26 protein-coding genes and 1 tRNA gene are annotated in these 26,982 nt (G+C 59.6%); 9 read left to right on the top strand and 18 right to left on the bottom strand.

The genetic code is table 11. The features are described from left to right. Positions 1 to 63: 63 nt before the first annotated feature. From flhB to motA, 6 genes are all read right to left on the bottom strand, one after another. Positions 64 to 1,152, bottom strand: a complete 1,089-nt coding sequence (flhB, locus tag ABDX79_RS14810; RefSeq protein WP_346221079.1) for a flagellar biosynthesis protein FlhB — start codon at positions 1,150 to 1,152, stop codon at positions 64 to 66. A gap of 80 nt (positions 1,153 to 1,232) precedes the next feature. Then, complete coding sequence (locus tag ABDX79_RS14805; protein WP_346221078.1) at positions 1,233 to 2,288, bottom strand: FliG C-terminal domain-containing protein; 1,056 nt, start codon at positions 2,286 to 2,288, stop codon at positions 1,233 to 1,235. Positions 2,289 to 2,295: 7 nt separating this feature from the next. After that, positions 2,296 to 2,691: a flagellar motor switch protein FliN gene (gene fliN / locus ABDX79_RS14800; protein ID WP_346221077.1), complete on the bottom strand. Its 396-nt coding sequence runs from the start codon at positions 2,689 to 2,691 to the stop codon at positions 2,296 to 2,298. Between the two features lie 113 nt (positions 2,692 to 2,804). Further along, positions 2,805 to 3,140 carry a hypothetical protein gene (locus ABDX79_RS14795; protein ID WP_346221076.1) on the bottom strand — a complete coding sequence of 112 codons (336 nt, stop codon included), beginning with the start codon at positions 3,138 to 3,140 and terminating at the stop codon, positions 2,805 to 2,807. After that, positions 3,121 to 4,089, bottom strand: a complete 969-nt coding sequence (locus tag ABDX79_RS14790) for a FliM/FliN family flagellar motor switch protein (protein WP_346221075.1) — start codon at positions 4,087 to 4,089, stop codon at positions 3,121 to 3,123. Before ABDX79_RS14790 ends, ABDX79_RS14795 begins: the two co-directional genes overlap by 20 nt. Before the next feature lie 52 nt (positions 4,090 to 4,141). Then, positions 4,142 to 5,005, bottom strand: coding sequence for a flagellar motor stator protein MotA (gene motA / locus ABDX79_RS14785; protein ID WP_346221074.1), 864 nt, complete (start codon positions 5,003 to 5,005; stop codon positions 4,142 to 4,144). Positions 5,006 to 5,412: 407 nt separating this feature from the next. On the opposite strand from motA, the gene flgF reads away from it, so the two are divergent. Beyond that, positions 5,413 to 6,135: a flagellar basal-body rod protein FlgF gene (flgF, locus tag ABDX79_RS14780; protein ID WP_346221073.1), complete on the top strand. Its 723-nt coding sequence runs from the start codon at positions 5,413 to 5,415 to the stop codon at positions 6,133 to 6,135. After that, positions 6,135 to 7,481, top strand: a complete 1,347-nt coding sequence (fliI, locus tag ABDX79_RS14775; protein ID WP_346221072.1) for a flagellar protein export ATPase FliI — start codon at positions 6,135 to 6,137, stop codon at positions 7,479 to 7,481. The genes flgF and fliI overlap by 1 nt, the downstream gene beginning before the upstream one ends. 257 nt (positions 7,482 to 7,738) lie before the next feature. On the opposite strand, the gene ABDX79_RS14770 is transcribed toward fliI, so the two are convergent. Further along, positions 7,739 to 9,298, bottom strand: coding sequence for a catalase (locus ABDX79_RS14770; protein ID WP_346221071.1), 1,560 nt, complete (start codon positions 9,296 to 9,298; stop codon positions 7,739 to 7,741). A 136-nt stretch (positions 9,299 to 9,434) separates the two neighbouring features. On the opposite strand from ABDX79_RS14770, the gene ABDX79_RS14765 reads away from it, so the two are divergent. The 3 genes from ABDX79_RS14765 (at position 9,435) to ABDX79_RS14755 (ending at position 13,181) form a co-directional block, all read left to right on the top strand. Continuing rightward, complete coding sequence (locus tag ABDX79_RS14765) at positions 9,435 to 10,337, top strand: hydrogen peroxide-inducible genes activator (RefSeq protein ID WP_346221070.1); 903 nt, start codon at positions 9,435 to 9,437, stop codon at positions 10,335 to 10,337. A gap of 243 nt (positions 10,338 to 10,580) precedes the next feature. Beyond that, positions 10,581 to 11,819: an NAD(P)/FAD-dependent oxidoreductase gene (locus tag ABDX79_RS14760; RefSeq protein WP_346221069.1), complete on the top strand. Its 1,239-nt coding sequence runs from the start codon at positions 10,581 to 10,583 to the stop codon at positions 11,817 to 11,819. Positions 11,820 to 12,002: 183 nt separating this feature from the next. Next, positions 12,003 to 13,181, top strand: a complete 1,179-nt coding sequence (locus ABDX79_RS14755; protein WP_346221068.1) for a PQQ-dependent sugar dehydrogenase — start codon at positions 12,003 to 12,005, stop codon at positions 13,179 to 13,181. A 26-nt stretch (positions 13,182 to 13,207) separates the two neighbouring features. Here the strand turns inward: ABDX79_RS14755 and ABDX79_RS14750 are convergent, their stop codons facing one another. Then, the gene (locus ABDX79_RS14750) at positions 13,208 to 13,858 is read right to left on the bottom strand and encodes a DNA-3-methyladenine glycosylase I (protein ID WP_346221067.1); all 651 of its coding nucleotides are present in this window, start codon (positions 13,856 to 13,858) and stop codon (positions 13,208 to 13,210) included. A gap of 204 nt (positions 13,859 to 14,062) precedes the next feature. Here ABDX79_RS14750 and ABDX79_RS14745 point away from each other — a divergent pair. Next, positions 14,063 to 14,136: transfer RNA gene (locus tag ABDX79_RS14745), tRNA-Gln, on the top strand. A gap of 9 nt (positions 14,137 to 14,145) precedes the next feature. Here ABDX79_RS14745 and ABDX79_RS14740 read toward each other — a convergent pair. The 3 genes from ABDX79_RS14740 to ABDX79_RS14730 form a co-directional block, all read right to left on the bottom strand. Continuing rightward, a complete protein-coding gene (locus ABDX79_RS14740; RefSeq protein ID WP_346221066.1) occupies positions 14,146 to 15,258 on the bottom strand; it encodes a tyrosine-type recombinase/integrase in 1,113 nt (370 codons plus the stop codon). A gap of 140 nt (positions 15,259 to 15,398) precedes the next feature. Next, on the bottom strand, positions 15,399 to 15,863 hold the full coding sequence (locus ABDX79_RS14735) for a hypothetical protein (RefSeq protein ID WP_346221065.1): 465 nt from the start codon (positions 15,861 to 15,863) through the stop codon (positions 15,399 to 15,401). Between the two features lie 178 nt (positions 15,864 to 16,041). Then, positions 16,042 to 16,614: a hypothetical protein gene (locus tag ABDX79_RS14730; protein ID WP_346221064.1), complete on the bottom strand. Its 573-nt coding sequence runs from the start codon at positions 16,612 to 16,614 to the stop codon at positions 16,042 to 16,044. Between the two features lie 678 nt (positions 16,615 to 17,292). On the opposite strand from ABDX79_RS14730, the gene ABDX79_RS14725 reads away from it, so the two are divergent. Next, the gene (locus ABDX79_RS14725) at positions 17,293 to 18,531 is read left to right on the top strand and encodes a hypothetical protein (protein WP_346221063.1); all 1,239 of its coding nucleotides are present in this window, start codon (positions 17,293 to 17,295) and stop codon (positions 18,529 to 18,531) included. A gap of 285 nt (positions 18,532 to 18,816) precedes the next feature. Here ABDX79_RS14725 and ABDX79_RS14720 read toward each other — a convergent pair whose 3' ends face one another. From ABDX79_RS14720 to ABDX79_RS14695, 6 genes are all read right to left on the bottom strand, one after another. Beyond that, positions 18,817 to 19,188: a hypothetical protein gene (locus tag ABDX79_RS14720; RefSeq protein ID WP_346221062.1), complete on the bottom strand. Its 372-nt coding sequence runs from the start codon at positions 19,186 to 19,188 to the stop codon at positions 18,817 to 18,819. 117 nt (positions 19,189 to 19,305) lie between these two features. Then, positions 19,306 to 20,457 (bottom strand): phage major capsid protein, encoded by a 1,152-nt coding sequence (locus ABDX79_RS14715; protein ID WP_346221061.1) that lies wholly within the window; start codon positions 20,455 to 20,457, stop codon positions 19,306 to 19,308. Between the two features lie 9 nt (positions 20,458 to 20,466). Next, positions 20,467 to 21,111, bottom strand: a complete 645-nt coding sequence (locus ABDX79_RS14710) for an HK97 family phage prohead protease (RefSeq protein WP_346221060.1) — start codon at positions 21,109 to 21,111, stop codon at positions 20,467 to 20,469. Positions 21,112 to 21,282: 171 nt separating this feature from the next. After that, positions 21,283 to 21,534, bottom strand: coding sequence for a hypothetical protein (locus ABDX79_RS14705; protein ID WP_346221059.1), 252 nt, complete (start codon positions 21,532 to 21,534; stop codon positions 21,283 to 21,285). A gap of 445 nt (positions 21,535 to 21,979) precedes the next feature. Beyond that, positions 21,980 to 22,897, bottom strand: a complete 918-nt coding sequence (locus tag ABDX79_RS14700) for a primase-helicase family protein (RefSeq protein ID WP_346221058.1) — start codon at positions 22,895 to 22,897, stop codon at positions 21,980 to 21,982. A 470-nt stretch (positions 22,898 to 23,367) separates the two neighbouring features. Further along, on the bottom strand, positions 23,368 to 23,940 hold the full coding sequence (locus tag ABDX79_RS14695; protein WP_346221057.1) for a hypothetical protein: 573 nt from the start codon (positions 23,938 to 23,940) through the stop codon (positions 23,368 to 23,370). A gap of 540 nt (positions 23,941 to 24,480) precedes the next feature. Between ABDX79_RS14695 and ABDX79_RS14690 the strand changes: the two genes are divergently transcribed. Continuing rightward, a complete protein-coding gene (locus ABDX79_RS14690) occupies positions 24,481 to 26,328 on the top strand; it encodes an ATP-dependent nuclease (RefSeq protein WP_346221056.1) in 1,848 nt (615 codons plus the stop codon). 225 nt (positions 26,329 to 26,553) lie between these two features. On the opposite strand, the gene ABDX79_RS14685 is transcribed toward ABDX79_RS14690, so the two are convergent. After that, positions 26,554 to 26,691 carry a hypothetical protein gene (locus tag ABDX79_RS14685; protein ID WP_346221055.1) on the bottom strand — a complete coding sequence of 46 codons (138 nt, stop codon included), beginning with the start codon at positions 26,689 to 26,691 and terminating at the stop codon, positions 26,554 to 26,556. 107 nt (positions 26,692 to 26,798) lie between these two features. Here ABDX79_RS14685 and ABDX79_RS14680 point away from each other — a divergent pair. Continuing rightward, on the top strand, positions 26,799 to 26,982 hold a 184-nt coding region (locus tag ABDX79_RS14680), incomplete at its 3' end, for a transposase (protein WP_346221054.1).

The raw sequence follows: 26,982 nt of genomic DNA, 5'->3' as shown, positions 1-26,982 counted from the left end.
GCATCCGCGGTGCCTCTCTCAGGCATCCCGTCCGGCGCGTGGGAAGCGCCGGGCCGCTCTCAATCAAGCGACTGCGACGCCGACCTTCGCGCCCTCGCGGGTGTGAAGATAATAGATGATCTCTGCCACCGCCTTGAAGAATTCGGGGGGAATCATCTGATCGATGTGGACATGATCGTACATCGATCTTGCGAGGAGCTTGTCCTCGATGACGGGGATCTCTTTTTCTTCCGCGATCTCGCGGATTTTCAGGGCGACGAGATCGGTCCCCTTGGCGACCACCATCGGCGCGCCGCCTTCTTCGCGCTTGTAGCGCAGGGCAATCGCATAGTGGGTCGGGTTGGCGATCACGAGGGTCGCCCCCGGCACCGCCGCCATCATGCGCTTCCTGGAGCGCTCGCGGGCGATCTGTTTCTGCCGCTGCTTGACCATCGGGTCGCCTTCGGCCTGCTTGTTCTCGTCCTTGATATCCTGCTTCGACATCATGATGTCGCGCCGCCAGTGGATGCGCGTCATGGCAATGTCGGCGGCGACCAGCACGATGGTCGCGATCGAGACGCCGGACAGGAGCTTCATCGCAAGGTCGAGCACCAGTTCTGGAAGCTGGACCGGGTCGGCCAGCATCGTCTGGACCATCGTCTCCATGTTGGAAACGAGGAGGGTGCCGAGTACAGCGCCGATCATGAGAAACTTGAACACGGCCTTTGCGAACTCCGTCAGACCGCGCGGGCCAAACATGCGCTTGAAGCCGGCTCCAAGCGAAATATTGGACGCTTTTGGCGTGATCCGTTCGAAGTTGATTTGCGGCGGGTTCTGCAGGACGGATGCGAGAATTCCGCCGGCGCACAGAAAGAGCGCTGCCGGCACGAAAAAGATCGCAGCTTCGGTGCTGAGCACACTAAGAACATGCAGGGCGTCCCGGCTTGTCTCCAATTTCCACTGGAGAGGATTATCGAACGTCGTCTGCAGGGTGGTAAGAAGGCGATAGCCCGACTCACGCGCCTGCAGGGCGATGAACGCCGAAATCGCCAGAAAAGACGCCAGGACCGGAGCTTCGCGAGAGGTCGGAAGGTTTCCCTTCTCGATCGTGTCGCGAATTTTCTTCTCGGTCGGCTGTTCCGTCTTCTGGGAACGATCTTCGCTCTCCGCCACAGCCGATTAGCCCGTAGTTAGGTTTCGTTTCGGTGAAACAGCATGGTTAAGCAGCCGTTGCCGGCCGCTTTCGCCATACGTCACTCGGCCCCGTCCTCATCGCCTTCGCGCAGGATGATCGTGCCGCTGCCCGCCATTTCCAGCGCGCGGGACGCGATATCGCGGCGAGCCGATTCGATCGCCTCCTTGGTGACGTTCGCTGCCTGGCCGAGCTCTGCCTCCATCATGCGCCGGGCTCTCGCGCCCTGGGCAGAAAGCACCGCTTCCTTGAGCGCGTCCGGTGCCCCACGCAGCGCCATGATGACCGTATCGGCCTCGATGCTGTCGAACAGGGTGAGTCGGGATTTCGCCGGCATGCCCAGAATATCTTCGAAGGCAAAGAGCAGCTTGCGCAATTGGGTTGCGTCGTCCGGCTGATCGCTCTCGATGAACTCGATGAGTTCCGAGCTCTCTTCCTTTCCGAGAAGGTTCACGACATTGGCGAGCGCGAGGTGGCGGCCCTCGCCTCCCTGACCGTCGCCGGTGACAAGATAGGTCTCGCGCACATGGGTCTCGAAGAGCTCCTCGATCGGGCCGGCCAGCGGCTTGATCTGGAGCATGCGCTTCATGACATCGTTCTTGAGTACCGGTTCGAAAGCGCGCACGAGGAGCACGGCGGCATCGCTCGGCACCTTGGACAGGACAAGCGCGATAATGTGCGGGTGCTCGGCGGACAGCTTGCCTGCGAGCGTTGCCACGTCCATGTCGGCGACGGCGTCCCAGACATCCAGCGGCGGCGCGTTCGCGAACATTTCCTGGATCGAGAACGGCTCTTCCTTGGGAAACAGGGAATCGTACTGGCTTTCACCGAGCGCGTTGCGCAAGAGCTCGGACATCTGCTGGCCCGGACCCGGGAAGATCGGCCCGCTCTTGAACGTCGAGGCGAAGTCCTCGACCACCTCATTGATCTGTTCGGAGGAAACGTTCTCGAGCGAAGCAGCGGCCTCCTTGAGCGACATGATCTCGTCGGGAGCCATGTGCTTGAGAAGCCGTGAAGCGCCGCCCGGTCCCAATGCGAGGAGAAGGACGGCCGCCCGTGCCCCTCCCCGCAACGGAGCTGCGTTCAGCTCTTCTGAGTAACTCGCCAGACTGTTCATGACACAATCAGGCCGCCTTCGCCTTCTTCGCGCCCAGATTCGAGCCCGGGGTCGCGACCTCGGTCAGCGTGACACCAAATTGCTGATCTTCCTGATCGAGAACGACGATCTCGCCGCGCGCGACGATCCGGCCGTTGACGACCACATTGATCGGATCGCCCACCTTCGTATCGAGTTTGACGATCGATCCGCGGTTGAGCTTGAGAAGTTCGGCGACGCTCATCCGTGCCGTGCCCAGAACCACTTCCATGGTGACGGAGACGTCGAGAACGAGGTCGAGGTCCATCTTGTCGGCCCCCCGGAAATCGGGACCCATGCCGGCATCCTCCGGCGCGTCGTCGTCGCCATAGAGGTCAGCGTTGAATTCGAGGTCGCCGCCTTCGAAGTCGTTGGGATCGATCATGGAGTATCATTCTCCGTCTGGCATTTCGTCCATTGCCCCGGCTTACATTTCGGGGCGTGTTTTCCTGTTTAGCGGCTCGAACTTATCCGAAGCTGCCGCTTCCCATGCGAGCCTTAGTTCTTTCGGCTGAAGGGCGTTCGTGTCGCAGGCATGGCTGTGCCGCCCGTATGAAAATCGGCGCGTTCGACGAGATCGGCGAGCCGAGCGGCAGCATTTTCCGCAAGCACACGCTCGGCTTCGAGAGCCTTCAATGTCGAGATTCCCTCGTATTTGAGGGCGATGACAGCCTCAGCCGCCTTGTTCAGGGAGGCTTCCGACTGTTCAAGCGCGGCGGCAAGCCCGCGTTCGGATTCGCGGAGTGACTTCAGCTCGCGGTACATCCGCCCGCTTCGAAGCGCGGTCACGACCAGCGCGACCATCAGGAGAAGATCAATCAGATAGGATGTCATCGATGAATTCCTGTGTCGGATCGACCACTTCCTCGAACCGCGCCACATAAGCGCCCCGCGCGAAGCCGACCTGTGACTTGAAGATCGGCTTGCCCTGGCATTCGAGCGTGATCATCTCGCTCACCAGAACGTCGAGGGAGATCGTCTGACCGACGCGGAAATGGGCAACGTCCGAAAGGGGTATCTTCTTGCGCGCGAGCACGGCTTCCAGATGGAGGCCGGACTTTTCGAAATTACGGACCATCGCCTCGGACCAGGTCTCGTCCTGCGATGGCTGCGGCAGCGGAACCGGCTGGGACAGGATACGGCGGTGGGGCGTCAGATAGGGCAGCGGAAGGGCCAGCGTCAAAGTCGCAACCGGCTCAGCCTCGGTCTTCGATTCGGCCTTTTCGGCTGCGCGGAAGACATCGAAGCCGATGGTCAGGTAGCGGCCTGCGTCCTCGCCGCCGAGAAGCTCGTCGAGGTCCTCGCGCTTGACGAGCCCCTGCGCCGTGAAACCGGCCTCGTCGATGGGTGAGAAGCACGAGGCAAACGATTCGACGAGCGACTCGAACGTCATCCTGACGAGCGAGCGGTCGAGATCGGTCAGGGCCCGTTCGCCCGGCGTGCCGGCGGGCAAGGCGCCGAAGAAGGCGGAAATGCACACATCCGCAAGGGCATTCGGCGCAACGAGATAGGTCGGCCGGATGAAGCGCTTGGATTTGACCAGACCGAAGATGACGCCGTCTTCGTCACCGCCTGCGCTCTCTGCGCCTTTCCCGATGTCGAAATCGCGAAAGGTGACCGTGAGCTTGTCGACAGACAGTCCGTTGAGCGCAAGCGTCAGCTCTTCGGCGGTCTCCTCGACGATCGCGACCAGGCGGTAGAGCTTGGAGGTGTCGAGCTCGGCGGCCGACTTCAGCCGCTCGCCGATATTGGATGAACTCGTTGCGGTGCTTGTATCCGACATTATTCAGTTCCCTCGGCTTTGGGCCGGTGATCCTTCGAAACGGACGCTTCGATCACGCAGCCGCTCCGCCACCGATCGTCTCGGCTTCCACCTGGTCGATGGTCGGGCGGTCGTAGGCCGAGATCGTCTTGCGACCGTATTCGATCGCGATCTGGGGCATGGCGCCGTTCATGTAAGCGATCAGCGTCGACTTGATCACCACATAGGTCCGGCACTTCTTCTCCCGCACGGCTTTCACCTTGGATGCGATCGGTCCCATGACTCCATAGGAGGCAAAGACGCCCGCGAAGGTGCCGACGAGCGCCGCCGCGATCAGGCCGCCGAGAATTTCCGGAGACTGGTCGAGGGCGCCCATCGCCTTGATGACGCCGAGAACGGCGGCAACGATGCCAAGCGCCGGCAGACCGTCGGCAACGTCCTGAAGGGCGGCCTTCGGCTTCATCGCGTCGTGCGTGATCGTCTCGATCTCTTCTTCCATGAGCGCCTCGATCTCGTGGCTGCGCGCCGAACCGACGATGATGAGCCGGACATAGTCGCAGATGAAGGCGACCTTCTGCTTGTCCTTCAGGATCGTGGGATAGGCCTGGAAGATGGTCGATTCCTCGGGAGCATCAACATGGGCCTCGACCTCGGAACGGGACTTCGACCGCATCTCGCGCATCAGCGCATGCAGCAGGCCGAGGACTTCGAGATAATCCTTCTGCTTGGGAACGGCGTTCTTGAATGCCTCGCCGATCGCCTTTCCGCAGTCCTTGATGACCTTGGGAGGGTTGGCGACGAGGAAGGTGCCGAACGAGGATCCGCAGATGATCACGTATTCGAAGGGCTGGACGAGAACGTCCAGATGGCCACCCATCGCGACGAAGCCGCCCAGAAGGCAGCCCAGCACGACGACCATACCGATAATAATACCCATTGCACCCAAAATCCCAAGCGGTTGACAGGATCAAGCGGTACGGACAGCCGCTTGTGCGGAGCTTGAAGTGCGGAGCCTTGCCTGCCGATAGCTCGCATTTGAAGCGAAATCTCCCTCGGCCTGAAAGGCTGACACAAGGGTGTCCGGCGCATTGTCTGGGTGACGGCGACCCAGAGCCTGCCGCCTGACGGTCTCCGACAGACATCTGCGGTCCCGATAAGGTCCCGAACCATGACGCCAACCGAGAAGCCGCATGGCATTTCGGATAGCATCATGGGGAAAAACAAAGACTTAAAGCTGAATGTCGACTTCGACCTATCGCATTTCGCTCTCACGAACTCCGACACGAATGGCGACATGTTCATGACCCTTCGGCCACACCTCAATCCTCTTTCCTAGGAAGACGCATGGAAACCTCTCTTCCGGTCGCCCTGTCCGGCCAGATCGCGATGGAAAAGCGTCTCGAGACGCTGGCGAACAACATCGCCAATGCCCGCACCGTCGGCTTTCGCGCCGAAGAGGTCCGGTTCGAGGAGCTGCTGTCTCGCACAGGACCTGATCCCGTCGCCTTTGTGACCGAGGGCCAGACCTACCTGTCCAACAAGAGCGGCGCGCTCACCCAGACCGGCAATCCCCTGGATGTCGCCGTCAGGGGCGAGGCCTTCTTCGCCTATCAGGGCGATAACGGCATGGTCTACACCCGCGACGGCCGCATGCAGATCACGGCCGAAGGCATGGTGCAGACGGTGAACGGACGCCCGCTTCTCGATGTCGGCGGACAGCCGCTCCAGATCGATCCGGCAGGCGGGCCGCTCACCATCGGCGGCGATGGCATGATCCATCAGAACGGCGAGCAGGTGGCCGCGATCGGCCTCTTCCGCATACCCCAGGGCGCAAACACAACAAGGGCCGATACCTCGGGCGTCATCTCGGACGTACCCGGCGTGCCGGTCGTCGAATTTCTCTCAGACAGTGTCGTCCAGGGCTATGTCGAGGAGGCGAACGTCAATCCCGTGCAGGAAATGACCCGGCTGATCGCCATCCAGCGCGCCTTCGAGAGCGCGGCGAATGTCGTCCAGTCCAATGACAGGTCCCTCTCCACGGCGATCAAGGAACTCGGAACCGGCTGATGGAAAACCATAGTGAAGTCCTGAGGGCCCTCTCGGCGCCCCTGATCGACATTTCCGGCAAGGTCGTCGATGTCGCGCCCCAGTCGTTCCGGGTCGCGGGCCTGTCGCCTTTCGTCCGGCTCGGCGACTGCATCTCCTGTCCCGGCGAGGAGAGCGAGGAACTGGGCGAGGTGGTGCGCATCGACGCCGACAGCCTGACGGTCAAACCCTATACCAACCGCTTCAATCGCGGCGTCGGCGCAAGCGCCATGAAGATCGGTCCGTTCTCCATCACACCGGATGCGAGCTGGCGCGGCCGCGTGCTCGATGCGTTCTGCCGCCCGCAGGACGACAAGGGTCCGATCCTCCAGGGCGAGGAGAAGCGTCCGGTGGACGCGCAGCCGCTGTCCGCGCTGAAGCGCGCGCGGCTTTCGGAGCCCGTACCCACGGGCGTTTCCGTGGTCGATATCTTCACGCCGCTGGTCAAGGGCCAGCGTCTCGGCATCTTCGCAGGGTCCGGCGTCGGCAAGTCGACGCTGATGGGCATGCTCTCCCAGGCCAAGGGGTTCGACACGGTGGTGGTCGCACTCGTCGGCGAGCGCGGTCGCGAAGTTCGCGAATTCCTGGAAGAGGTGATGGAAGGCCAGCTGGACAAGGTGGTCACCGTCGTTGCGACCGGCGATGAAAGCCCGATGATGCGCCGTCTGGCGCCGCGCACGGCAACGGCCGTTGCGGAACATTTCCGCGATCAGGGCGATCATGTCCTTCTCATCGTCGACTCGGTGACGCGCTATGCCCATGCGGCCCGCGACGTCGCCCTTTCGGCCGGCGAGCCGCCGGTCTCGCGCGGCTATCCGCCGAGCGTCTTTTCCGAACTGCCGCTGCTTCTGGAGCGGGCCGGCACCGGCCTTGAAGGCTCCGGCACCATCACGGGCCTCTACGCCGTTCTGGTGGATGGCGACGACCATAACGATCCGGTCGCCGACGCCATTCGCGGCACACTGGACGGCCATATCGTGCTGGACCGCGAGATCGCCGAACAGGGCCGGTTCCCGGCGGTCGACTTCCTGAAATCGATTTCGCGCCTTGCCGACAAGGCCTGGCAGGGCAGCGAGCGCGAGCTTGTCACCCGCCTGCGCGCGATGACATCGCGCTTCGAGGACACGCGGGACCTGCGCCTTCTCGGCGGCTATCAGCGCGGCTCCGACCAGACGCTGGACCAAGCCGTCGATCTCGTACCGCATATCTACGATTTCCTCGCCCAGCGACCCGGCGAAGGCTCCCACGCCAAGCCGTTCGACGCCCTCAGCGCGGCGCTGAAACAGGCGATGACCGCCAAGATGGAAGCGGCTCCGAAGAAGAAGTAAGCCGGGCACCAAACCCCTGGCAGAGGCTTCAAGCCCACGACATGGAAAAGGGCCGAGGCATGTTTGCCCCGGCCCTTTTTCGGTGTGCCCGTCGCTCGCGATGGTCCCATGAAACCGTTGGTTTCAAAGGCCCGTCGGTCTTTTACCGCTGGACAATGAATTGATCCTTCGGTCAATTCTCGTCCAGCGAAGGGCTCAGACGCCGCTCGGGCTCCCGACGGCCTTATGAAACCGGTGGTTTCAAAGGCCCGTCGGTCTTACTCGGCGGCCTGCGGACGGTCGCCGGCATTGTCGCCGGAGGTCTGCTGCGGCGTATCGTCGGTCACCGGGTGCGAGTTCGCCATGTACTCGTCCGCCGCATTGGCCTCGTTCCAGGCAGCGCGGACGCCGGCCTCGTAGTCCGGATGAACCTCCTTGAGGTGACCGAACCAACGCTCGGCGATCTCGCTCGGGATACCCGCCATGGCACCGCCCATGTTCTTGTAGAGGCGCTGACGCTGGGCGTCGTCCATCACCTTCATGACGAGCGCACGAACCTGGCTGTAGTCGTCATAGCCGACGCGGTGGTCATAGCGCGCCGCATCGCCCGAAATCCTCAGCGGCGGTTCCTGCGCGCTGCGATCCTCGACCGCCGCGCCCTGATCCGCATAGGAATTCGGCTCGTAATAGGCGTTTTCGTTGCCCGTGCGTACACCGCCAAAGACGTTCATCGTGCCGTCCTTGTGGTAGTTGTGCACCTCCATGCGCGGCCGGTTCACCGGGATCGTCTCGTAATGGGTGCCGAGGCGATAGCGATGGGCGTCCGCATAGGAGAAGACGCGGGCCTGCAACATCTTGTCGGGCGAGAAGGAGATGCCCGGAACGATGTTCGACGGCGAGAAGGCCGCGTTCTCGATCTCGGCGAAATAGTTGTCGGCGTTCCGGTTCAGTTCGAAATAGCCCACATCGATCATCGGGAACTGGTCGTGCGGCCAGACCTTGGTCAGGTCGAACGGGTTGAAATCGCATGTCTCGGCGTCGAGTTCCGGCATGATCTGGATCTGGAATTTCCAGCGCGGATACTTGCCCTCCTCGATCGTGTTGAACAGGCGCTCCTGATAGCCCTCACGGGTCTTGCCGATGACCTTCTCGGCTTCCTCATTGGTGAAGAAGTCGTGGCCCTGCTGGCTCTTGAAGTGGAACTTCACCCAATAGCGCTCGCCGGCGTCGTTCCACAGGGAGAAGGTGTGCGAACCATAGCCGTTCATGTGCATGGGGGACTGCGGCAGGCCGCGATCCGACATCAGGACCGTCACCTGATGAAGCGCTTCCGGGGAGAGCGACCAGAAGTCGAACATCGCCGTCGGCGAACGCATATTGGTCTTGGGATGACGCTTCTGGGTGTGGATGAAGTCCGGGAATTTGTACGGGTCGCGGACGAAGAACACCGGCGTGTTGTTGCCGACGAGGTCCCAGTTGCCTTCCTCGGTGTAGAACTTCAGCGAGAAGCCGCGCACGTCGCGCTCGTGGTCGGCCGCGCCGGCCTCGCCGGCAACGGTGGAAAAGCGCGCCAGCATCGGCGTCTCGACACCCTTCTGCAGGCACTGGGCCTTGGTGTATTTCGAGATATCCTCGGTGATCACCAGCTTGCCATGGGCGCCCCAGCCCTTGGCGTGGACGGTACGCTCGGGGATGCGCTCGCGGTTCTGGTGGGCGAGCTTCTCGATCAGCTGGTAGTCCTGCAGGAGAAGCGGCCCCCGTTCGCCGGCCGACAGCGAATCCTGGTTGTTCGGCCACGGCGCGCCGGCCGAGGTTCTCAAGGTGTTGCGATCAGCCATTCTGGCCTCCCTCTTTGTCGCCGGTCGCGGGCCTTGCTGCCCGCCGGCTGAAATTGTTCGAATTCCAGTATGGCTGGCGCTACCGATAAGGGCTAATCGTATTTTATAGCCTCCACTATAGGATTATCTTATCGGCATGCTGACCCTTCGCCAGATCCGCTACTTCGAGACCCTCGCCAACACGCTGCATTTCGGCCGCGCTGCGAAGACCCTTCACATCAGTCAGCCGGCCCTGTCGGCGCAGATCGCGCAAATGGAGGCCTTCTTCGGAATGACGCTGTTCCTGCGCATGTCGAGCGGCCTCGTGCTGACGGCCGATGGCGAACTCGTGAGCGCTCGCGTCAAGCGCATTCTCTCAGAGGTCCACGATCTCGAAGGCATTGCGGCACGCGGCAAGGCAACCCTGTCGGGAAGGTTGCGGGTGGGAATGATCGCCACCGTCGCGCCCTATCTCCTGCCGCACCTTCTTGCGCATCTTGCCGAGCACTATCCCGACCTCGATTGCGAGGTGCGCGAGAGCATGACCAGCCGACTGCTCACCGACCTCAATCGCGGCGAGATCGATTGCGCGATCGTCGCCCTGCCGCTGGAGGAACCCGGGCTCGACACGCTTGCGCTCTTCGACGATCCCTTTCTGCTTGCAGCCCCCGCCGCCATCGCCGACCGCCTTCCGGACCCGTTTCCGCCAGCCCTTCTCGGCAAGGAACGGATTATTCTTCTCGAAGAAGGCCACTGCCTCCGCTCCCACGCGCTCGATGTGTGCCGGCTCGCCGGCGACCACGAACTTGCAGCCCTTGGCGCAACGAGCCTTGCGACGATCCTGCGCATGGTGGCAGGCGGGCTCGGCGCGACCCTCATCCCCCGGCTCGCCGTGAGCGACGAGACGCGCGGCGGCGGCATCGCGATCCTGCCGTTTCAGGACCCCGCCCCCTTCCGCCGCGTGGTGCTCGCCTTCCGGCCGACGACGGCGCTGCTTCCCGATCTGAAGGCCTTTGCCGAAGCGATCATCGAAGCCCGGCGCGGCGGCTTGGCTGCCTGACCGACCCATGATCGAGAATTTTGTCCGGCGGGACTTTCACCTGAACGAAAGCGATGGCAAAACACGCCGGATGGGAGAAAATCAACCATGGCGGGAATCATCGTCGTATACGCTGATAGCAGACGCCATCATTCACGCCGCGCTCCCGATCACATCGCGAAGACGAGCGGCCTGCTTTGCGGGATCGGGACCATCCCGCGCCTCTCAGGTCGCATCGTTCCAGACTACGGAGTAATCTCTTAAATGCAGGATCGGATCGTCATCGTCGGCGCCGGACAGGCCGCCGTCCAGCTCGCCGGAAGCCTGCGTCAGGAAGGGCATCAGGGATCGATCACGATGATCGGGGATGAGCCGGGCCTTCCCTATCAACGCCCACCGCTCTCCAAGGCCTATATGAAGGATGGCGACCCGGACCGGCTGATTCTCAAGCCGGAAAGCTTCTTTCAGAAGAACGCGATCGACCGGCGCGAAAGCACGCGTGTTGCTTCCATCGACAGGAATGTACGATCAATCGATCTCGAGAGTGGCGAGCAGCTCGGCTACGATCATCTGGTACTCGCGACCGGCGCTCGAAACGTTCGCCCGCCAATCGAGGGCGCCGATCATGCCAGCGTCGTCGAATTGCGCAGTCTTGCCCATGCGATGGATATTCGTGGACGGCTTGAAAAGGCGAAACGCGCCATCGTCGTCGGCGGGGGCTTCATCGGGCTGGAATTTGCCGCGATGGCCGAGGCTGCGGGCGTTTCGACGACGGTGATCGAGGCCGGATCGCGGCTGATGGCCCGCGCGGTCTCCCCAACGATTTCAAAACGGTTTCTCGACCATCACCGGGCCTGCGGAACGACGGTTCTCCTCGACGCACCGGCCGCGAAGATCCTCGCGCCAAAAGATCGCGCGGCCGACACCGTGATCCTAGCCGATGGCTCAGAGATCGTCGGCGATCTGGTTCTGGTCGCAACGGGCGTGCGGCCGAATGTGGAGCTTGCGGCCGAGAGTGGACTTGCCGTCGCGAATGGCATCCTCGTCGACGAAGGGCTTGGCACCGAGGACCCCGCCATTTCGGCGATCGGCGATTGCGCGGCGGTTCCGGGACCGTCGGGCGTTCATCAGCGGCTGGAATCGGTTCAGGCCGCAACGGATCAGGCCCGCCATCTCGCCAAACGGCTGACCGGCAAGGCGGATGGCGGATACTGGGCCGTTCCGTGGTTCTGGAGCGATCAGGGCTCCCTCAAGCTGCAAATCGCCGGCCTGACCGCACAGGCCGACAGCTGGCACGTGATCGGCGAGGCGGAGACCGTCCTCGGATTTTACGAGGGCCGGCTCGTGTCGGTGGAAACCGTCAACCAGCCCGGCCCGCACATGGCGGCCCGCAAACTTCTCGCCCTTGAGAAAAGCCCCTCCCGAGCGGATATCGAGGCCGCCGATTTCGATCTGCGCGCCCTCGCGAAGGGCGGGATCAGGACTCAGGCGCCGGCCGGCTAGGTCGACGCCCGTGGGTCTGTCGGCCAACCCAAACCGGTCGGTCGCGCCTTCCAGCATCACGTCGCGCTGTTCGAAGCGTGAACGGGACTGCGTCAATGTGAATGGGCGAACGGGGTCCATTGAAGGGCCGCAGACACTACCTCGAAGTAACAAGCCAATGATTGTCTTATCGAGGTTCACATCATGAAACGAATCGACAGGATCGGCCTTTCGACGGCCGCCGCCCTTCTCGCCAGCACCGCGCTCGCGGCCTCCCCTGCCCTCGCGCAGGACACGCTGAGCATCGAGGGGAGCAACGGTACGGCGCTCACCGGCCAGCCGCTGACCGATTTCGACGAACCCTGGGCGATGACCTTCCTGCCTGACGGGTCCATGCTTGTCACCGAACGCGGCGGAACGCTGCAGCATGTCTCGCCGGACGGCGAAAAGACCGAAGTCGAAGGCATGTTCGAGGTCGCCTATGGCGGACAGGGTGGGCTCGGCGACGTGGTGACCGCGCCCGACTTCGAGCAGTCGAACGAAATCTACATCTCTTATGCCGAGAGCCTCGACGACGGCCAGACCTTCGGCGCCGCCCTCGTGCGCGCCGAACTCGACCGCTCGGGCGGTACACCGCGCCTCGCGAACATCACGAAGATCTGGGAACAGGAGCCGCATGTTCCCGGTCAGGGGCATTATTCCCACCGGATCGCCTTCGGGCCGGAGGGCTCGGATCAGGAAGGCACCATGTTCGTCACCTCTGGCGACCGCCAGAAGCAGACCCCCGCCCAGGACATGGACAAGAATCTCGGCAAGATCGTCCGGCTCAATCTCGATGGGTCGGTGCCTGACGACAATCCCTTCGCGGATGAAGGCGGCATCGCCGCACAGTTCTGGACCGTCGGCAACCGCAACATGCTCGGGATCGCCTTCGACGGCGAGAACCGGCTTTGGGCCCACGAGATGGGCCCGCGCGGTGGTGACGAGCTGAACCTGATCGTTCCCGGCGACAATTACGGCTGGCCGGAAGCTTCGAACGGCATCAATTATTCGGGGGTTCCGATCCCCGACCACGATCCGGCCAGTGATGGCTTCAATCCACCGGAAGCGTCCTGGACTCCGGTCATTTCGCCTGCCGGCCTCGTGATCTATGACGGCGAAACCTTTCCCGACTGGCAGGGCGACGCGCTGATCGGCGGCCTGTCGTCCAAGGCGCTCATCCATGTCGACATCGAGGGCGATTCGGCGAGCGAAGCCGAGCGCTTCTCTTGGGGATATCGCGTGCGCGAAGTCGAAGAGGGGCCGGACGGCGCGGTCTGGGTGCTGGAGGACGGCGCGGGCGGTCGCCTGATCAAGCTGACGCCCGGCGAAGAAGCGAGCTGACCGTTTCTGAGATCTGTCAATGAAGGTCAGGTCGTCCGCACCGGTCTTTCAAAATTCGTGCGGTCGGCCTCACAGGCCGGCCGCGCATGGCATCCGGGCATGTGATCGTTGACGAAGCCCATGGACTGCATGAACGCATAACAGGTCGTCGGGCCGACGAAGCGAAAGCCCCGCTTGCGCAATTCTTTGGAAAGCCGCGTTGAGGCTGGCGTCACGGGGTTTTCGCGGATCCAGTCGATTGTGACGGTCTCCGGCCGCTCATTCGCAGAAGGCTCGAAGGACCAGAGGAACGCGGCGAGCGAACCCTCCCCGTCGATCAGTGCCCGTGCCGCACGAGCATTGGAAATCGCCGCTGAAATCTTGCCGCGATGGCGGATGATCCGGGCATCGCCCAGAAGCCGTTCGATATCCGCTTCTCCCATCACTGCCACGCGGTCGATCTCGAAACCGTGGAAGACCTCGCGAAACGCCTCGCGCTTCTTCAGAATTGTGAGCCAGGACAGCCCCGCCTGAAAGCCTTCAAGGCAGAGTTTTTCGAAAAGCTGCCGATCGTCCGACACCGGCCGGCCCCACTCTTCGTCATGATAGGCCTGATAGAGCGCATCGTGGCCCGCCCACGAGCAGCGGCACAGGCCGTCGAGCCCCTCGGTCAGCCCGGCTGTTTCGCTGTCATCCATGACGAAGCCTCCAAATCATCGCATAACGGTCCATTACCGGTTCCGCGAGGGCCGCAAAAGGCAGCATTCTCCTATCCTCCGAAATCGGTTTCTTCGCCCTGCGCCCCGTGAAGTCATATCGAGATCGATTTTTTCGCCTCTACAGGGTTTCCATCCCGCTCCTGAGACGATATATCGACCGTCACACGCCGCAGGACGGCCTGTTGGGGAATAGGTTAACGGTAGACCAGCGGACTCTGACTCCGTTAGTCCTGGTTCGAATCCAGGTTCCCCAGCCATTGATTTCACTACACTTTTTCTCTTTCCTCTGATGACCCAGCCGCCCGGTTGGGAAGCCGGTTGGATTTTTTCGTTCTCGTTTCGAGCTTTTCTATCGCGCTTTGAGCCAGTGCCGACGAGCGCGAAAAATAGTTCGCATCGAGGATCGAACGGACTTCCGAAAGCGAATGGCCGGTAATCGTCGCTACCTCTGCATCGGTGCATTGCGCTTCGAAAAGCCGCGTCACCGCCGTTCCGCGAAGATCGTGGAACGTCAGCCCTTCTATCGCGGCCCGCTGGCAGGCCTTGCGCCAAGACGACCTAAAGCCGTCCGCAGTCCACGGCACGCCGCCGCGCGCCGTCAAAATGATCGGCGAAATCCTCTTGGCGGCGTCGAGGGCGCTTCTCAGCGTCGAATGAACAGGGACCGCCACGCGAACGCCGGTTTTGCCCTGCCGCAATCGTATCGTCCGGCCGTCATAGGCGTTCCAAGGGAGCCGCAGGAGATCGCCCTGCCGTTGTCCGGTATAGACCGCGAGGAGGAAGGCCAGCTTGAGCCCATCGCCAGCCACGGCGAGGAACGCCGCCTCGTCGGCATCCGTCCAAACACGATCCTTGCGACTGCCACCGTCATACAGCCGCCCGCCGCCTTTGCAGGGGTTGGTATCGACCAGACCGCGATTGAATGACCAAGACAGGACACGAGCGAGGACAGACCAAGCGAGATCGGCTTGACGAGGCGAAGCCTTCGCCAGCTTGTCGCGCCACGACATGAACATGCCGCGCGTCCTGCGATCGTTGAGCGCTTCGAGCGGGAAGCTCCCAAATTCCTTTTCAATGAGGAGTATCTTGCCCAGGTAATCCTTGCGAGTGCGATCGGCGAGCTTGGCCCATTCGGCGCTATCCTGATACGCGGCAAGGATGCGCGCCACCGTTCCGGCCGCTGGCTGGACTTTCTGGCGAATTGCCCGGTCATAGCTCGCGATGAATTCCGGCGAACCCGGCTCTCCTTCGAGGCGAGGTCCGCCCTTCCAAGCGTAGTAATAGGCGCGCTTGGTCCCGTCGGCGAGCGTCTTCGTGATATGGTTGATACCCTTAAGCCGGACCCGCATCACGACCCGCCTGCCAGCGATCGAAGGCATTTGTGGGCTCCGCAGTCGAGCCCGTCATCACTTCAATCGAACCGTCTTCGTGATATCGAACGCCGCGAATTTCGCAGCCAGCGGCAATGAGAGGCTGAACAAGCGCCTTCACAACCGACTGCCGAGGAGCGGGACGTTTCTCAGGCATCGACCTTCATCCGCTCTTCGACGACCGCAGCGTCGGCGTCTGCATAAAGCTCGTCCACACGACGCACGACCGCGCCGACGTGCACGATCGAAAGAACCGGGAGGCAACCCGGCTCAGCGAGCATTTCCGTGAGTTTCTCGGCATCCAGCTCGCTGGTCGCGATGCCCTTTCCGGCACCGTTCATACTCACGACGTATTCACGCAATCCGCCCGTGCTGAGGATCTGGCGCCGTACAGCGTCAGCTTTTGCGACCGCCCAACGAGGCTCAACACCGGCGCGCACGAATGCAGAGATCAGCGCCAGTTCGCGTGCGTTCTCGACGGTATACTGCCGAGCGACCCCTTGAGTGACCGGGGCAAACTCCGTTCGGAATTCCAGGCGCCCGAGCCAGTTTTCGATATCGCGACGATTCAATCCGCAATGTTCACAAATTTCGCTGATTCGCTTAGTTTTCACGTCAACCTCCGTCGTTGAGTAATGCTCTATCAAGATCGCCATCTTCCGTCAATGAATGATGTTTATTTTGCAAATGACCCGACCCGGCGAATTGCAATCGAGGGCATCCTAAAGAGACACCCTCGAATTCGCCGGCGGACTTCCGATTAATGCAATGCGCCACCGATCTCAGGAGCGGTCATATCGCTTCGCCATGATGAAGAGTGCTGCCGATTACACCGAAAGCGTGGAACCAAATCCCGCCAAATTGCTCGGCAACTCCATCGCTGTCAGCGACACCATCCTCAGCCGGGTCGTGCTCTGGCTGATCGCCGTGATCGATTTCGAAATCGACATCATCCTCGCGATCGTCGCGCGCCGCTTCGGCCTGTGCCTGGGTAAAACCGCATCCGTGGTTTTCGGCCCATCCTAGCGATGGCTCGCCTTCACCATCGCCATAGCCGCCCCCCTCGATTGTCCGGGCGAGCTCTTGGTCGAATTCCTCGGTCCAACCGAGAGCCGGTTCACCTCTCTCCTCGAGAAGCATTCCTTCAACGTCGCCGTAGCCAGACTCTTGCTCCTCGTCGTCCTCCTCGTCGCTGCCGACGAGTTCGAGATAGCCGAGCACTTCGTTTGGCACCGTCACCGTTAACCGAGATCCCTTTAAGCCGTAGTCATTCAAGATGACGGGCTCGACATCGGCATTATTCAACAGAAGGAGGAGGAGCTTGTGCTCAAAGGCTGCATTGTGCAGCTGCTTATCGTGTTTCATGGTTCTGCTCTGTGACTCGAACCGGCTTCTCACGGCCGGGAAGACGAGGCGAATAGCGTCGTCTTCTCGCCAGCGGTCGGCACTGGCACCGGGAGTGTGAGAACCGTCACAGAGAACGGCCCAATCGCTTTTACCCTCGCGGGCTATTGCATGGCGATCGGACTCCCGGCATAAAAGTGCCGTTCGCGCGCCGATAACAAATCGACCGCGTTCGTTTCGCAGGCTGTATCTTTGGCGAGATCAGTTCTGCGCTCTGTGACTGACACGCAAAGCCTTGGCGGGCTCCGTGTCGGGAGGTCTCACGCTCCGCAGAGCACCCTACGCGATCCTTAACAATTTTCAAGCGCAGCCTCACCCAAGGCTAAGCGCTTAACGCGCGCTAATATTGCAGGCTTTTGAAATAGAAGCCGGGTTACGTGAAGCCGCCCAGCCGCGGAGGCCGGGCTAAGTCAAGAAGTTTTTGTTCGGAAGCCGACACCAAGCATTTTAATTTACTTCGCAATAAGCGACACCTTTCCGCTCCATTTTCCAAATGCAGAGTTTGTTTGTGCTGTCTGCGGCTCCGTTCGACAGACGGCGCAACTCAGAATATGGTTCGACCATGCCTGGTCGGTATCAAATTGGCCTCCCAAGGAATCTCATTCGAAGCGGATCACGATGACTTCTGAAGTATGCATAATGAACCGGTTTGCTGCAGTCCTTGCTGCAGATAGCGCTACCACCGTAACTCAATGGAAGGGCGGAAAACGAGAGGAGCGCTATTTCAAGGGTGCAAACAAGATATTTCAATTTTCCGACCATCATCCAGTTGGTTTGATGATATTCGACGGCGCTGAAGTTATGGGCGTGCCGTGGGAAATCGTAATAAAGGAGTTTCGCAAAGAACTAGGCGAAAAAAGCTTCAATCATCTAACTGATTATGCCGAAGAATTTCTTCGATATCTTTCAGAGAACGGTCATTTATTTCCTGACTCAAAGCAACGTGCTTATCTTATTGGAGCTTCTACGCGCGCTGCATTAGACTGCTTGCCCGAACTACCGAATAACAAGCTCGAAGCCGAAGAAGCGCGATTGCTGATTGATGAGGGCATACAAGATCATTTGAAGGACCTCGAAAATAACGATCTTCCATATTTTGTTCCAAGTGAGATCGAGGAAGATGCACTTAGTGGTATGGTCGAAAATGTCGCTTCAGAGCTCGAAAGCTGGCTAGAACGACTTCCATTTCAAGTTGATTGTAACGCGCTCGCGAAAATAGGTATTAAGGTAGCGCTCCGAAATCCAGAACGATACATGGGAAAAACTGGCTTAGTTTTTTCAGGTTTCGGAGACTTAGAGATTTTTCCAACAATGGCAGAATATCATGCCTACGCTGTTGTTGGCGGCCATCTCTTGAGCACGGCCAAGCAGCCTGCAACTATCAGCCATGACGTACAGTCTCACATTGAAGGCTTTGCTCAGTATTCTATGACGGATACCTTTATATCGGGGCTTGGTTTCGAAGTTTACTATCGTCTAGCGACGGCATTAGAAGATGAACACAAAAAACTTGCCGATACTCTTTGCGATAACTTCGGCTTGTCAGCCGATCGTCAGGGCATTGAGCAGGCGCTTAAGGAGACGAGAGAAGGTATCGACCATCGACTCTTCGAGGTCGCACGCACTAACCATGCGCTGCCTCTTCGCAACGTACTCAGCGTTTTGCCCATCGACGAAATGACCGAATTGGCTGAAACGCTGGTTCAACTGGAATCCCTCAAGGAGAAAGTGACCAAACCATCAGAAAGCGTGGGTGGTCCGATTGATGTCGCAGTGATAACGAAGAGCGAGGGATTAGTGTGGATAAAGCGCAAGCACTTCTTTCAGAGCGATTTGAACCCTAGATTCATGCTTAGAAAGAGCGCGCTTTATAAATAGGGAGATGCCGATGAACCAGGTGGCAAAACATCATACGCACGATGCGACAGATGCATCTTCGAACTCAAATCGTGATTCAAAAGACCGGCTCACCGCGCCAAAACCGGCACGGGAGTCATTCAGAGACGAGAACCTCGCTCGGTACAAGAAGTTCGTTGACAACATCAACCGATCGAAAGAGAGCGAGGTCGAGCACGCTCTTGCGGCATCCCTTTAGGGAGGCACGGACGGAGGGTTCAGGCGAAGGAGAAGCAGCGGCAGATCTCCGCTGCTGAAGCGACAAACTCAGGCCTCTAAACACGTCAACTGCCCGCCCACAGCTAAGAAGGCGCCGAGAATCGTTTTTGGTGGCCAACCAACTCGCATGAGTTGGAGAGCCAAATCCATTGCAACTTCCTCGCAGGTGCCGCGATCGGTTGCGATACTGCAACGGGCGCGTTCCGCCGCGTCGATTGGAAACGGCACCTCGAGCTCACCCTTAAAGAGGAACCAACTTCGTCCCGTTAGGAGATGATCGGCCTTATCGCGCATGAAGATTGCAGCCGCTTCCTTCTCGCAGGGCAGCGATGTCATTTCGAGATCGTGAGCGCCCCGGACAAACGAGCGGGCAAGTTCGTGCCTGGACAGGCCGTTCTCGATCATCTTATCGCGGATCACGGCGTGAACCAGTTCATCCGCTGATTTGGGTGTTTTCCTACGCCTCACCATGCCTCACCTGTTCATATGCCGGCTCGTCAGACCGAGCCGGCCATTTCGCGGAATGGCTATTAAGCGTTAGGCCACGTTGCCGAAGTCGCCATAGGTGAGCGCAGTCGGCTGTTTGACCGCAAGTGCAATGCGCTCCTCTGCGAGAATGGCAACCATATTGCGGGTGAAGAAATCCGCATGCTCGGTCGAGACTTCGACGCGCGGCTGCCAGCGATCGTAGATCGTAGCCGCCGTCTGGAAATCGCCGACGAGGAACTTGTCGATCGCCATCGCCTGCGTTGCCACGACAGGAAGGCCGAAGAGGACCGGCGGGACGTTCGCGCCAGGCGCACCGAGGATGTAATTGCCGTCCCCATCCTTGATGAGGCGGATACGCATCCAGTCGGACGGATGCAGGACGATGCCGGTCGCGGGAAACTCGGCAAGCGCGCTCTGCAGAACGGCGAGGCCGATCGTGTCGATCATCGTCGCCGCTGCGATATCCGGAATCGGAGCCGCATAAGCCGTCGCCTGCGTTACCATACCGAGAAGGTTTTGGCCGACGCCGCTTCCGTTGAGAAGCTGTTGCTCTTCCTTCAACTCGAGGCCGTGACGAAGTTCGGTATCGATGATGCCGGCGAGCTGGGGTGCGTCCTCGAGGATCTGGCGCGAAGCCGGCACCCAATGCGCGATGGTCTTCGCCGTTGCCGTCTGCATCTCGAACGCATATCCGCTCTCAGGCTTCAGATTGCCTTCAGCGACGACATCCGCGTTGTTCGTCCGCTCCGTCTGTTTCGGATATTCCGCCGAACCGGTGACAATCTCGATTACCCGCAAGAGATTGCGAACCGTGAGCCGCCGTTTCGGCATCATAACCACGTCATCGCGGAACGGCGCCGGCTGCAGCGAGCCAGAGCTATCCGTTGCAGTCGTGAGAGTCGATTTCACGTCGATGCGTACGCGGCCGGGACGGCTTGTTTCGGTCGCAAATGACTTGACTGCATCCGATTCCGCGAACTGTTCACCCCAGGATTGATCACGAGCGGGCTCTCCCGATCCTCGGCGAGCGAGACGCTGGCCCATATCGAGAAGCTCGGCTTCGACATTGCCGATCTTCTGACCCATCGTCGCCATCTCGGCGAGAAGCTTCTCGTCCCGCTGCTCGAAAGCCTTGACGAGATTGTCGACGCTTGCCGGTTCGGCACTATCGACGGATTTACGCTGCAGAATCTGGTTCATGATCACTCCTTAGCGCTGCGCGCTCTTCTGGACGGCCGCGAGGAGGGCCGAAATGTCGGGTTGAGGGGGTTGCTTCGTAAGAGCTGGATAACCGCCATAGGCGACCCGTTTTGCCGCTTCCTTCGATAGTCCGGAGTTCACCAAGAGGCTTTCGAGATCGCCTTTGCTTCCAAGGCGGATTCGGGCCTTCGGATTCATCGGAACGGTGACGATGCTGACTTCAAAGAGATTGACGCGGCTGATCAGCTTGCCGCGCCCGCTGCGAGCATCGATCGCGCCGCCATCGGGGATCTGATAGCCAATGGAAAGACCGGTCACGTCGCCCTTTTTGACGTGGGCATGCGCTCGTCGCCCTGCCTCTGTATCGAGGTTGAGCTCACCGCTGCAGAAAAGACCGACCCCGTCTTCCGTGAGCTTCACCCAACGCCCGATAGGCTCTTCAGGACGATGAGCCCACAGCATCGCGGGTGCCGTTCCAGATGCTTTGTGTTCTGAGAGGGACGAGGAAAACGCGCCAGGCTGGATGATATCGCCGCCGTAATCCACGTTGCCGAAGATGGCGCCATAGCCTTGGAAGACGCCGCTATCGTCGTCGACGGACGCGAATTTGAGCCGGAGAAAGCCGGTTTCCCGAGAATGTGCAAGATAGTTCATAAGCCACCAAGGAACGACAGAAGACAGCCCATCAAAGGGGCCGTTGAACTTCGCGTCCCGGCATCGCCGCCGGTGGCATGAAGGTTGCCGTCTAATACGCCCAGGCATGGCGCCTGTGACGATCGAGATCGGTCTCATTCATGTACCAGCAGAAACGACGGAAAGCAATCGTCAATGCGCGCGCGCGTGTGGATCAAGCCGGCGCAAAGCCCCTGCCTCGATGTTGTCCGCAAGTCTCCGAAAGGCGTTTGCGGCCTCTTCGGAACCCGAATGCCGAACGATATGCGCGGCCGAAGCGGTCAACAGCCTGTCGAACATCACCTCGAAAGTAACGCCCTGCTCTTCCATCATCTTCAAGGCGCGCCAAACTACCGCGTCGGCGTATTCCTTCATGTCTAATGCCGGCTTGTTGTTGCTGCTCATCTTCCTGCTTCCCTCGCTGTGAAATTTAATGCTTCGTTTTCGGCCGCCAGAAATCGCAATGCCCTGTATTGCAGGGCTTTCAACCTTCTAGATACATGCCACTAGGCCCGAAAATCTCAGTCGTGAGAAAAAAACCCGCGACTGAGAGGGGTGCCGGTTCAGGGGGTTGAAGGGTCTCAGACTTTCGACACCCCCCCGGCCATATCTTTCAGCGCGTTGGCAGACTTCGCCCGAACGTCTGCCACCGAATTTGACCTGCATAATCAGCGCCTTGGCAGACCTTCCATACCTTCCATACCTACAAGTGAGGTCCGTGTGCGCCCGCATGCGCGCACGAGATATGCCGAAACAGGTCTGACACGTCTGACAGGTCTGCCTACCCATTGAATTTGTTGACAAATCCGCAGCCATACGTTGCTCTTGAGCCATCAGAAGGTCTGACACGTCAGCCACCATGATCGTCAGAGCCCCACTCGATCGGTTGCTGCAGGGTCTCCTCGAAGGCTGAGCGAGCCTCATGGAGCGCAGGAAGGTCGTACCCCGTCGCTCTGGTTACGGATGTCCCGCCGCCATCGGCAGGCACCAAGCGCCGGCATGGACGGGCAGCGGGCATCAGCTTCTTCAGCTTTATTCCGAACTGGCTTTCCGTGGAGCGCCTGCTTATGCCGACCCTTTCAGCCGTGGCGATGTAATCGTCGACCAGATCAGAGGTTTTCACGAACTCAGGCCACAGTTCGTGCTTGCGCGTCGGTGTACCGGCTTGCAGTCGCTCGAATAGCCACGCTTCGATTGGGTCGAGCGAATGCACTTTCTGCTCAAAGAGCGCTTCCGTCTTCGGAATGTCTCGCAGATTCACGGCCGACAAATCTACCTGGAGCAACTCATACAGTAGCCGCTCGCGGCCGCCGTTCTCGATCTCGTCCAGCAACTCGCCGAAGTATTCGTGCCGTTGCGCGCAGTGCGGGGCCACCTCGAAGATCGCAAACCGTCGCTCGTCTTTGCCAGCTGGAACCACCCAATCGGAATTGGAGGTCATGAGTAGGCGAAGATGATTGTCGAGCTTGACCGGATCGACGCCCTTCGCCTCGATCATCTGTGAGGTTGAGGTCACGAGACCTTTCAACCGTCCCTCGGCATGCTTGTCGCCCGCCCATACAGCTTCGTCAGCCTGCAGAAAGAGGCAGGTTGCCATGTGTATGTTGAAGTTTCCGACGAGATAGCGGGGATCGTCGGCATAGACGTAGTGACGGCCGAGGAGGGAACCGACCACCTGCCCGACGATCGTCTTGCCGACCCCCATGCCACCACGAAGCACAACGGCCGTCCCTGGCTTGTTGCGCGGTTCCTGCATGATCTGCGCCATCCAAGCGAAGAGCCATCGATAACGGGCTTCATCGCCGTTGCAGACGTTGACGAAGAGGTGATCCTTGAAGATCGCGCACGACCCCTCTTGCGAGGGCTGTACGGCATAGCCTCGCCAGAGATTGTAAAACCCCGCGCGTCCGCCACGCCCGTCGACGCTCGGGACAAATTCCAAGCCGGCATAGATCCGGCGTTCTGGATCTGCGAGCCAGCGTTCAGCATATGTCGCCGGCTTCGCCTTCCCATTACCCTGTTTTACGGTAGTCCAGGCATGGGCGCTGAGAGCCTTGAAGGCACCGACAGTTATCAGCCTTACCGGTTCGTCGGCGCCGCCATCCGAGCGCTCCCAGATGATCATCACGTCTTTGCCTATGACGGCGAGCGCATATTCCTCGTTGATCCGACCGGCATCATAGGCGCCCTCAAAAGCGCCGCCGCTGGCCTCAGGGCTAGAGAAGACAGGGACAAAATTCACGCTGCCCTCCGTTTCGTGGCGGGCGCGACGAACCGCGACGGATCGAAAAGCCCGCGCACCAGTTCCGCGATCTCGCGGCTATGATCGGCGTCTTCGCCGCTGATCTTTCCCGGCGCATCTAGGAGGATGCGAGCCGCGTTGAGCGGGTCGAGAATGACGACACCACCGCAGCCAGCGCCCCACCACGTCAGCGGCGTCCGATAGCAGACGAGCGGTTGGTCGAAGGCGTAAGTCGATGCCGAAAAGACATTGCCAGCGCCCAAGAAAGGCGATCGACCGAGGAGGGTCAAAGCCCGGCAAGGCTGCTCAAGTGGCCATGCGACAAGATCGTTGACCGTTTCGCCGTCTAAGCCATAGGCTTCGACGATTGCCGCGACCGTCTTCGCATCCGGCGAGAATTCGAAGCGGTCCCCCATCGGCTGGATGCGCATGACAGTGAAGCAACCGGCAACCTCAGCAAGGCGGATGGTATTGAGGCCGTGTTCGCGGACGTATTTGATCGATGCGCCAGTCGGATAGGACCGATACAACCGCGCGCGAGCTCGAAACAATTCGATGGGATGGCTCATACCGACGCCTCCCGATAGGCGAAGGCACCGACTGCGTAGAGCCGACCTTTGTAGGCTACGACGGTGGCAAGTCGTCCGCTTTTCTCGGTTGACGGAATGCTTGCGAGCCAAGGCATTTCCGGGCTATTAATGTTGCCAGAGATGGCGCGACATGCAGTCTCGAATTCGCCGCCGGCAAGGGCCTCGACCCCCTTGCCGGCGGTTTCGTTTTGAGGCCCTGTTTGACCATCCTCAGCGGTTGGAAAACCGTCTGTAAGTGTTTGATTTCGCAAGGTCGTTTTTCTCCGCGTTTGGAGAAAAAGCGCAATGTTTTCAATGTGAAGCGGAGGACTCTGACTCCGTTAGTCCTGGTTCGAATCCAGGTTCCCCAGCCACTTCATTTCAGCAACTAAATCAACGCTTTATGTGCTTCTGACAGAGTCCGATTTGCCGGTTTCATGTCGCATCCATGTTGCAGCGACTTCCCTTGATTTGCAGGGGTTTCCCGGTAGTGTCGGCTATTCCACGCGACATGGGATGCGACATAGAGGGGGCGGCGGCATGAGATTCGAGGGTTTCAGTGTTCGGAATTATCGGAACATTATCGACTCGGGCTGGATCGACGCCAACAAAGTAACGGCGTTTGTCGGTCAGAATGAAGCCGGTAAGAGCAACCTTTTTGAAGCGCTCTATTGCCTAAACCCCATCATTCCCGGCGCTCTTTATAGGGCCGACGAGGACTGGCCGGTCGATGATTGGGAGAACCGAAACAACGCGAAAGGCTCAATGGTCTGTAAAGCCCAATTCGCGTTGGAGTCAGCCGAGGAGATTGAAAGCCTCTACGCGAGCGCAGCGGCGGCAAATGATGGCGAAGAAAACCACCAGGAAATCGCCTTGCCGGAGAGCGCGACGATTGTTCTGTACAGGAGCTACGGACACCAGACTGGCTTCAAAGTCCACGATTTTCCCGCCGGTGCTCTCGACGAGGAAAAAGCGACTGAATGGGCAAAGGCGAACGTCCCCAAATTCGTTTATATTCATGACTACGAGATGTCTGGAGCTCAGGTCGAACTAGACGAGCTTCAACAAAGGCTGCGGAAGGCGGGGAACCGCCATGACCTAAGCAATGAGGACCAGACCATCCTCATCATCCTTGATCTCGCAAACATTGATCTCGACGATTTTCTTCAAAAGGGGCAGAGCAGTGAGGGAAGAACAAATCGTTCGTATGACAAACGATCAGCCTCGCGATATCTAACCAAGCAGTTCGGCGATCTATGGCAACAAAAGGACGTTAGTTTCGAGATCGAGATTGATGGCCCGACCTTGAATATATTTGCAGAAGATTCAGCGATCGGAATGCCCGTTCGCCTGCATCGTCGATCGACTGGGTTCCGATGGTATGTCTCCTTCGCATGGAAGTTTACCCATGCCACGAAGGGCGAGTACGCAAACTGCGTATTACTGCTTGAAGAGCCGGGAATCCACTTGCACTTTTCGGGTCAGCGCGACCTTCTAAAGGTTTTCGAACGTCTCTCTGAAAACAACACGATCATGTACACTACGCACCTCGCGTCTATGGTCGATCTTGCAAACCCCGAACGGGTGAGAATCGTCGAGAGCCGCGACCATCACCTCGCGATAACGAAGGGCGTCGTCAGCGCACAACGCGGCCCGATGGCGGTGATAGAGCAGAGTCTTGGTATTACCGGGGATCAGAGCGGACTTCTGAGCAACCGACAGGTTCTGATCGTAGAAGGAGGCGATGACGCCGTCGTTCTACACAAGCTTTCCGGCCTGCTCAAATCGGACGGAAAGGAAGGCTTGTCGGAAGGAATATACCTTTGGCCGGCGCACGGCGCGGCGAAAACACCTATGTATGCAGGTTTCGCGATCGGACAAGGATGGGATGCCGGAGTTCTTCTCGATACGGATGATGCGGGTAATGCGGCTAAGAAGAAGATCGATGAACTGTATCTGTCGAAGCTTGCGGAAACTACCGAAAATCGGTTTAGAACATTGCTTTTAGGGAAATCTACAGGGAGCAAGAAAGTAGATTACGCCATCGAAGACCTTTTTGGTGATGACTTTTATCGAGAATGTGTGAACGCTACCTTCGGGGTTGCAATTAAGGCCGAAGATCTCCCGCAGGATGGATCGTCCATGATCACTAAGCGGGTTGAGGCTGTCCTCGTGGAACGCCACGGACACAGGGAACTCGATAAGCGTAGGGTAATGGGAGAAATGCTGCGCCGGTTCGATACATGGAAAAAGTCGTCTGATTTGCCGAAGGGGACAGCCGTAGCTGCGACCAAACTGTTCAATGCGGTCAATTCCGCATTCTCGCCATCAGGCAAAACGGACATTCCTGCCGAACGTGTTGAGACGAAGCCTCGATCAACAGCCTAGCGGGTGCGGCAGCTTACGAAATGTGACGAAGTTCAACCGCTCACATCACGAGCGCGGTATGCTTCAAGATCAGCCGGCTTCACCGGCTCCCACGATCTTCGTATCTGCCGAATCTTCCAATGCTTCGTAGAGCATCTCGCGAATGTGACTTTTGATCTCCGCCGTCTCTGTCATCATCGCCACCACAGGGGCCGCGATCGCTTCCGTGTTTTTTGATAAATAACATCAGCACCATGGATTGCCGCTGTTCGGCCAAGGCTGGGCAAGGCCCTCGTCTATGAGGGTCTGGCCCGCATCCCTGCCATTGGATAGCTGGATAGATACGAGAGCACGGCCATAGCGGGCTTCTCCGCTCTGCGACATGGAATAGCCACCAGTCGTCATCTGGCGTAGCCGATCGCGAGCGGCATTTGCGCTGGTTCGGCATTACATTAGGCCACGTGGACAAAGGTTGACGTATTTCCGTTTGGTTGATTCAAGGCTGCCATTTGGAGGCAGTTTTGGGCGAACGCATTGGGATATCCGACGACAACTGGGCGATCATCGAGCCCCTCCTGCCTGCGGAGCGCGGGCGTGGATGCAGGCCCTCGCATGACAACCGCCGTTTCTTCGAAGGCATGATGTGGATCGCTCGAACCGGGTCGCAATGGCGGC

The sequence above is a fragment of the Fulvimarina fulva genome (assembly GCF_039652615.1).
Taxonomy (GTDB): Bacteria; Pseudomonadota; Alphaproteobacteria; order Rhizobiales; family Rhizobiaceae; genus Fulvimarina.
The sequence above is the reverse complement of the archived record's forward strand: the minus strand, read 5'-3'. Positions and strand labels throughout refer to the sequence as shown.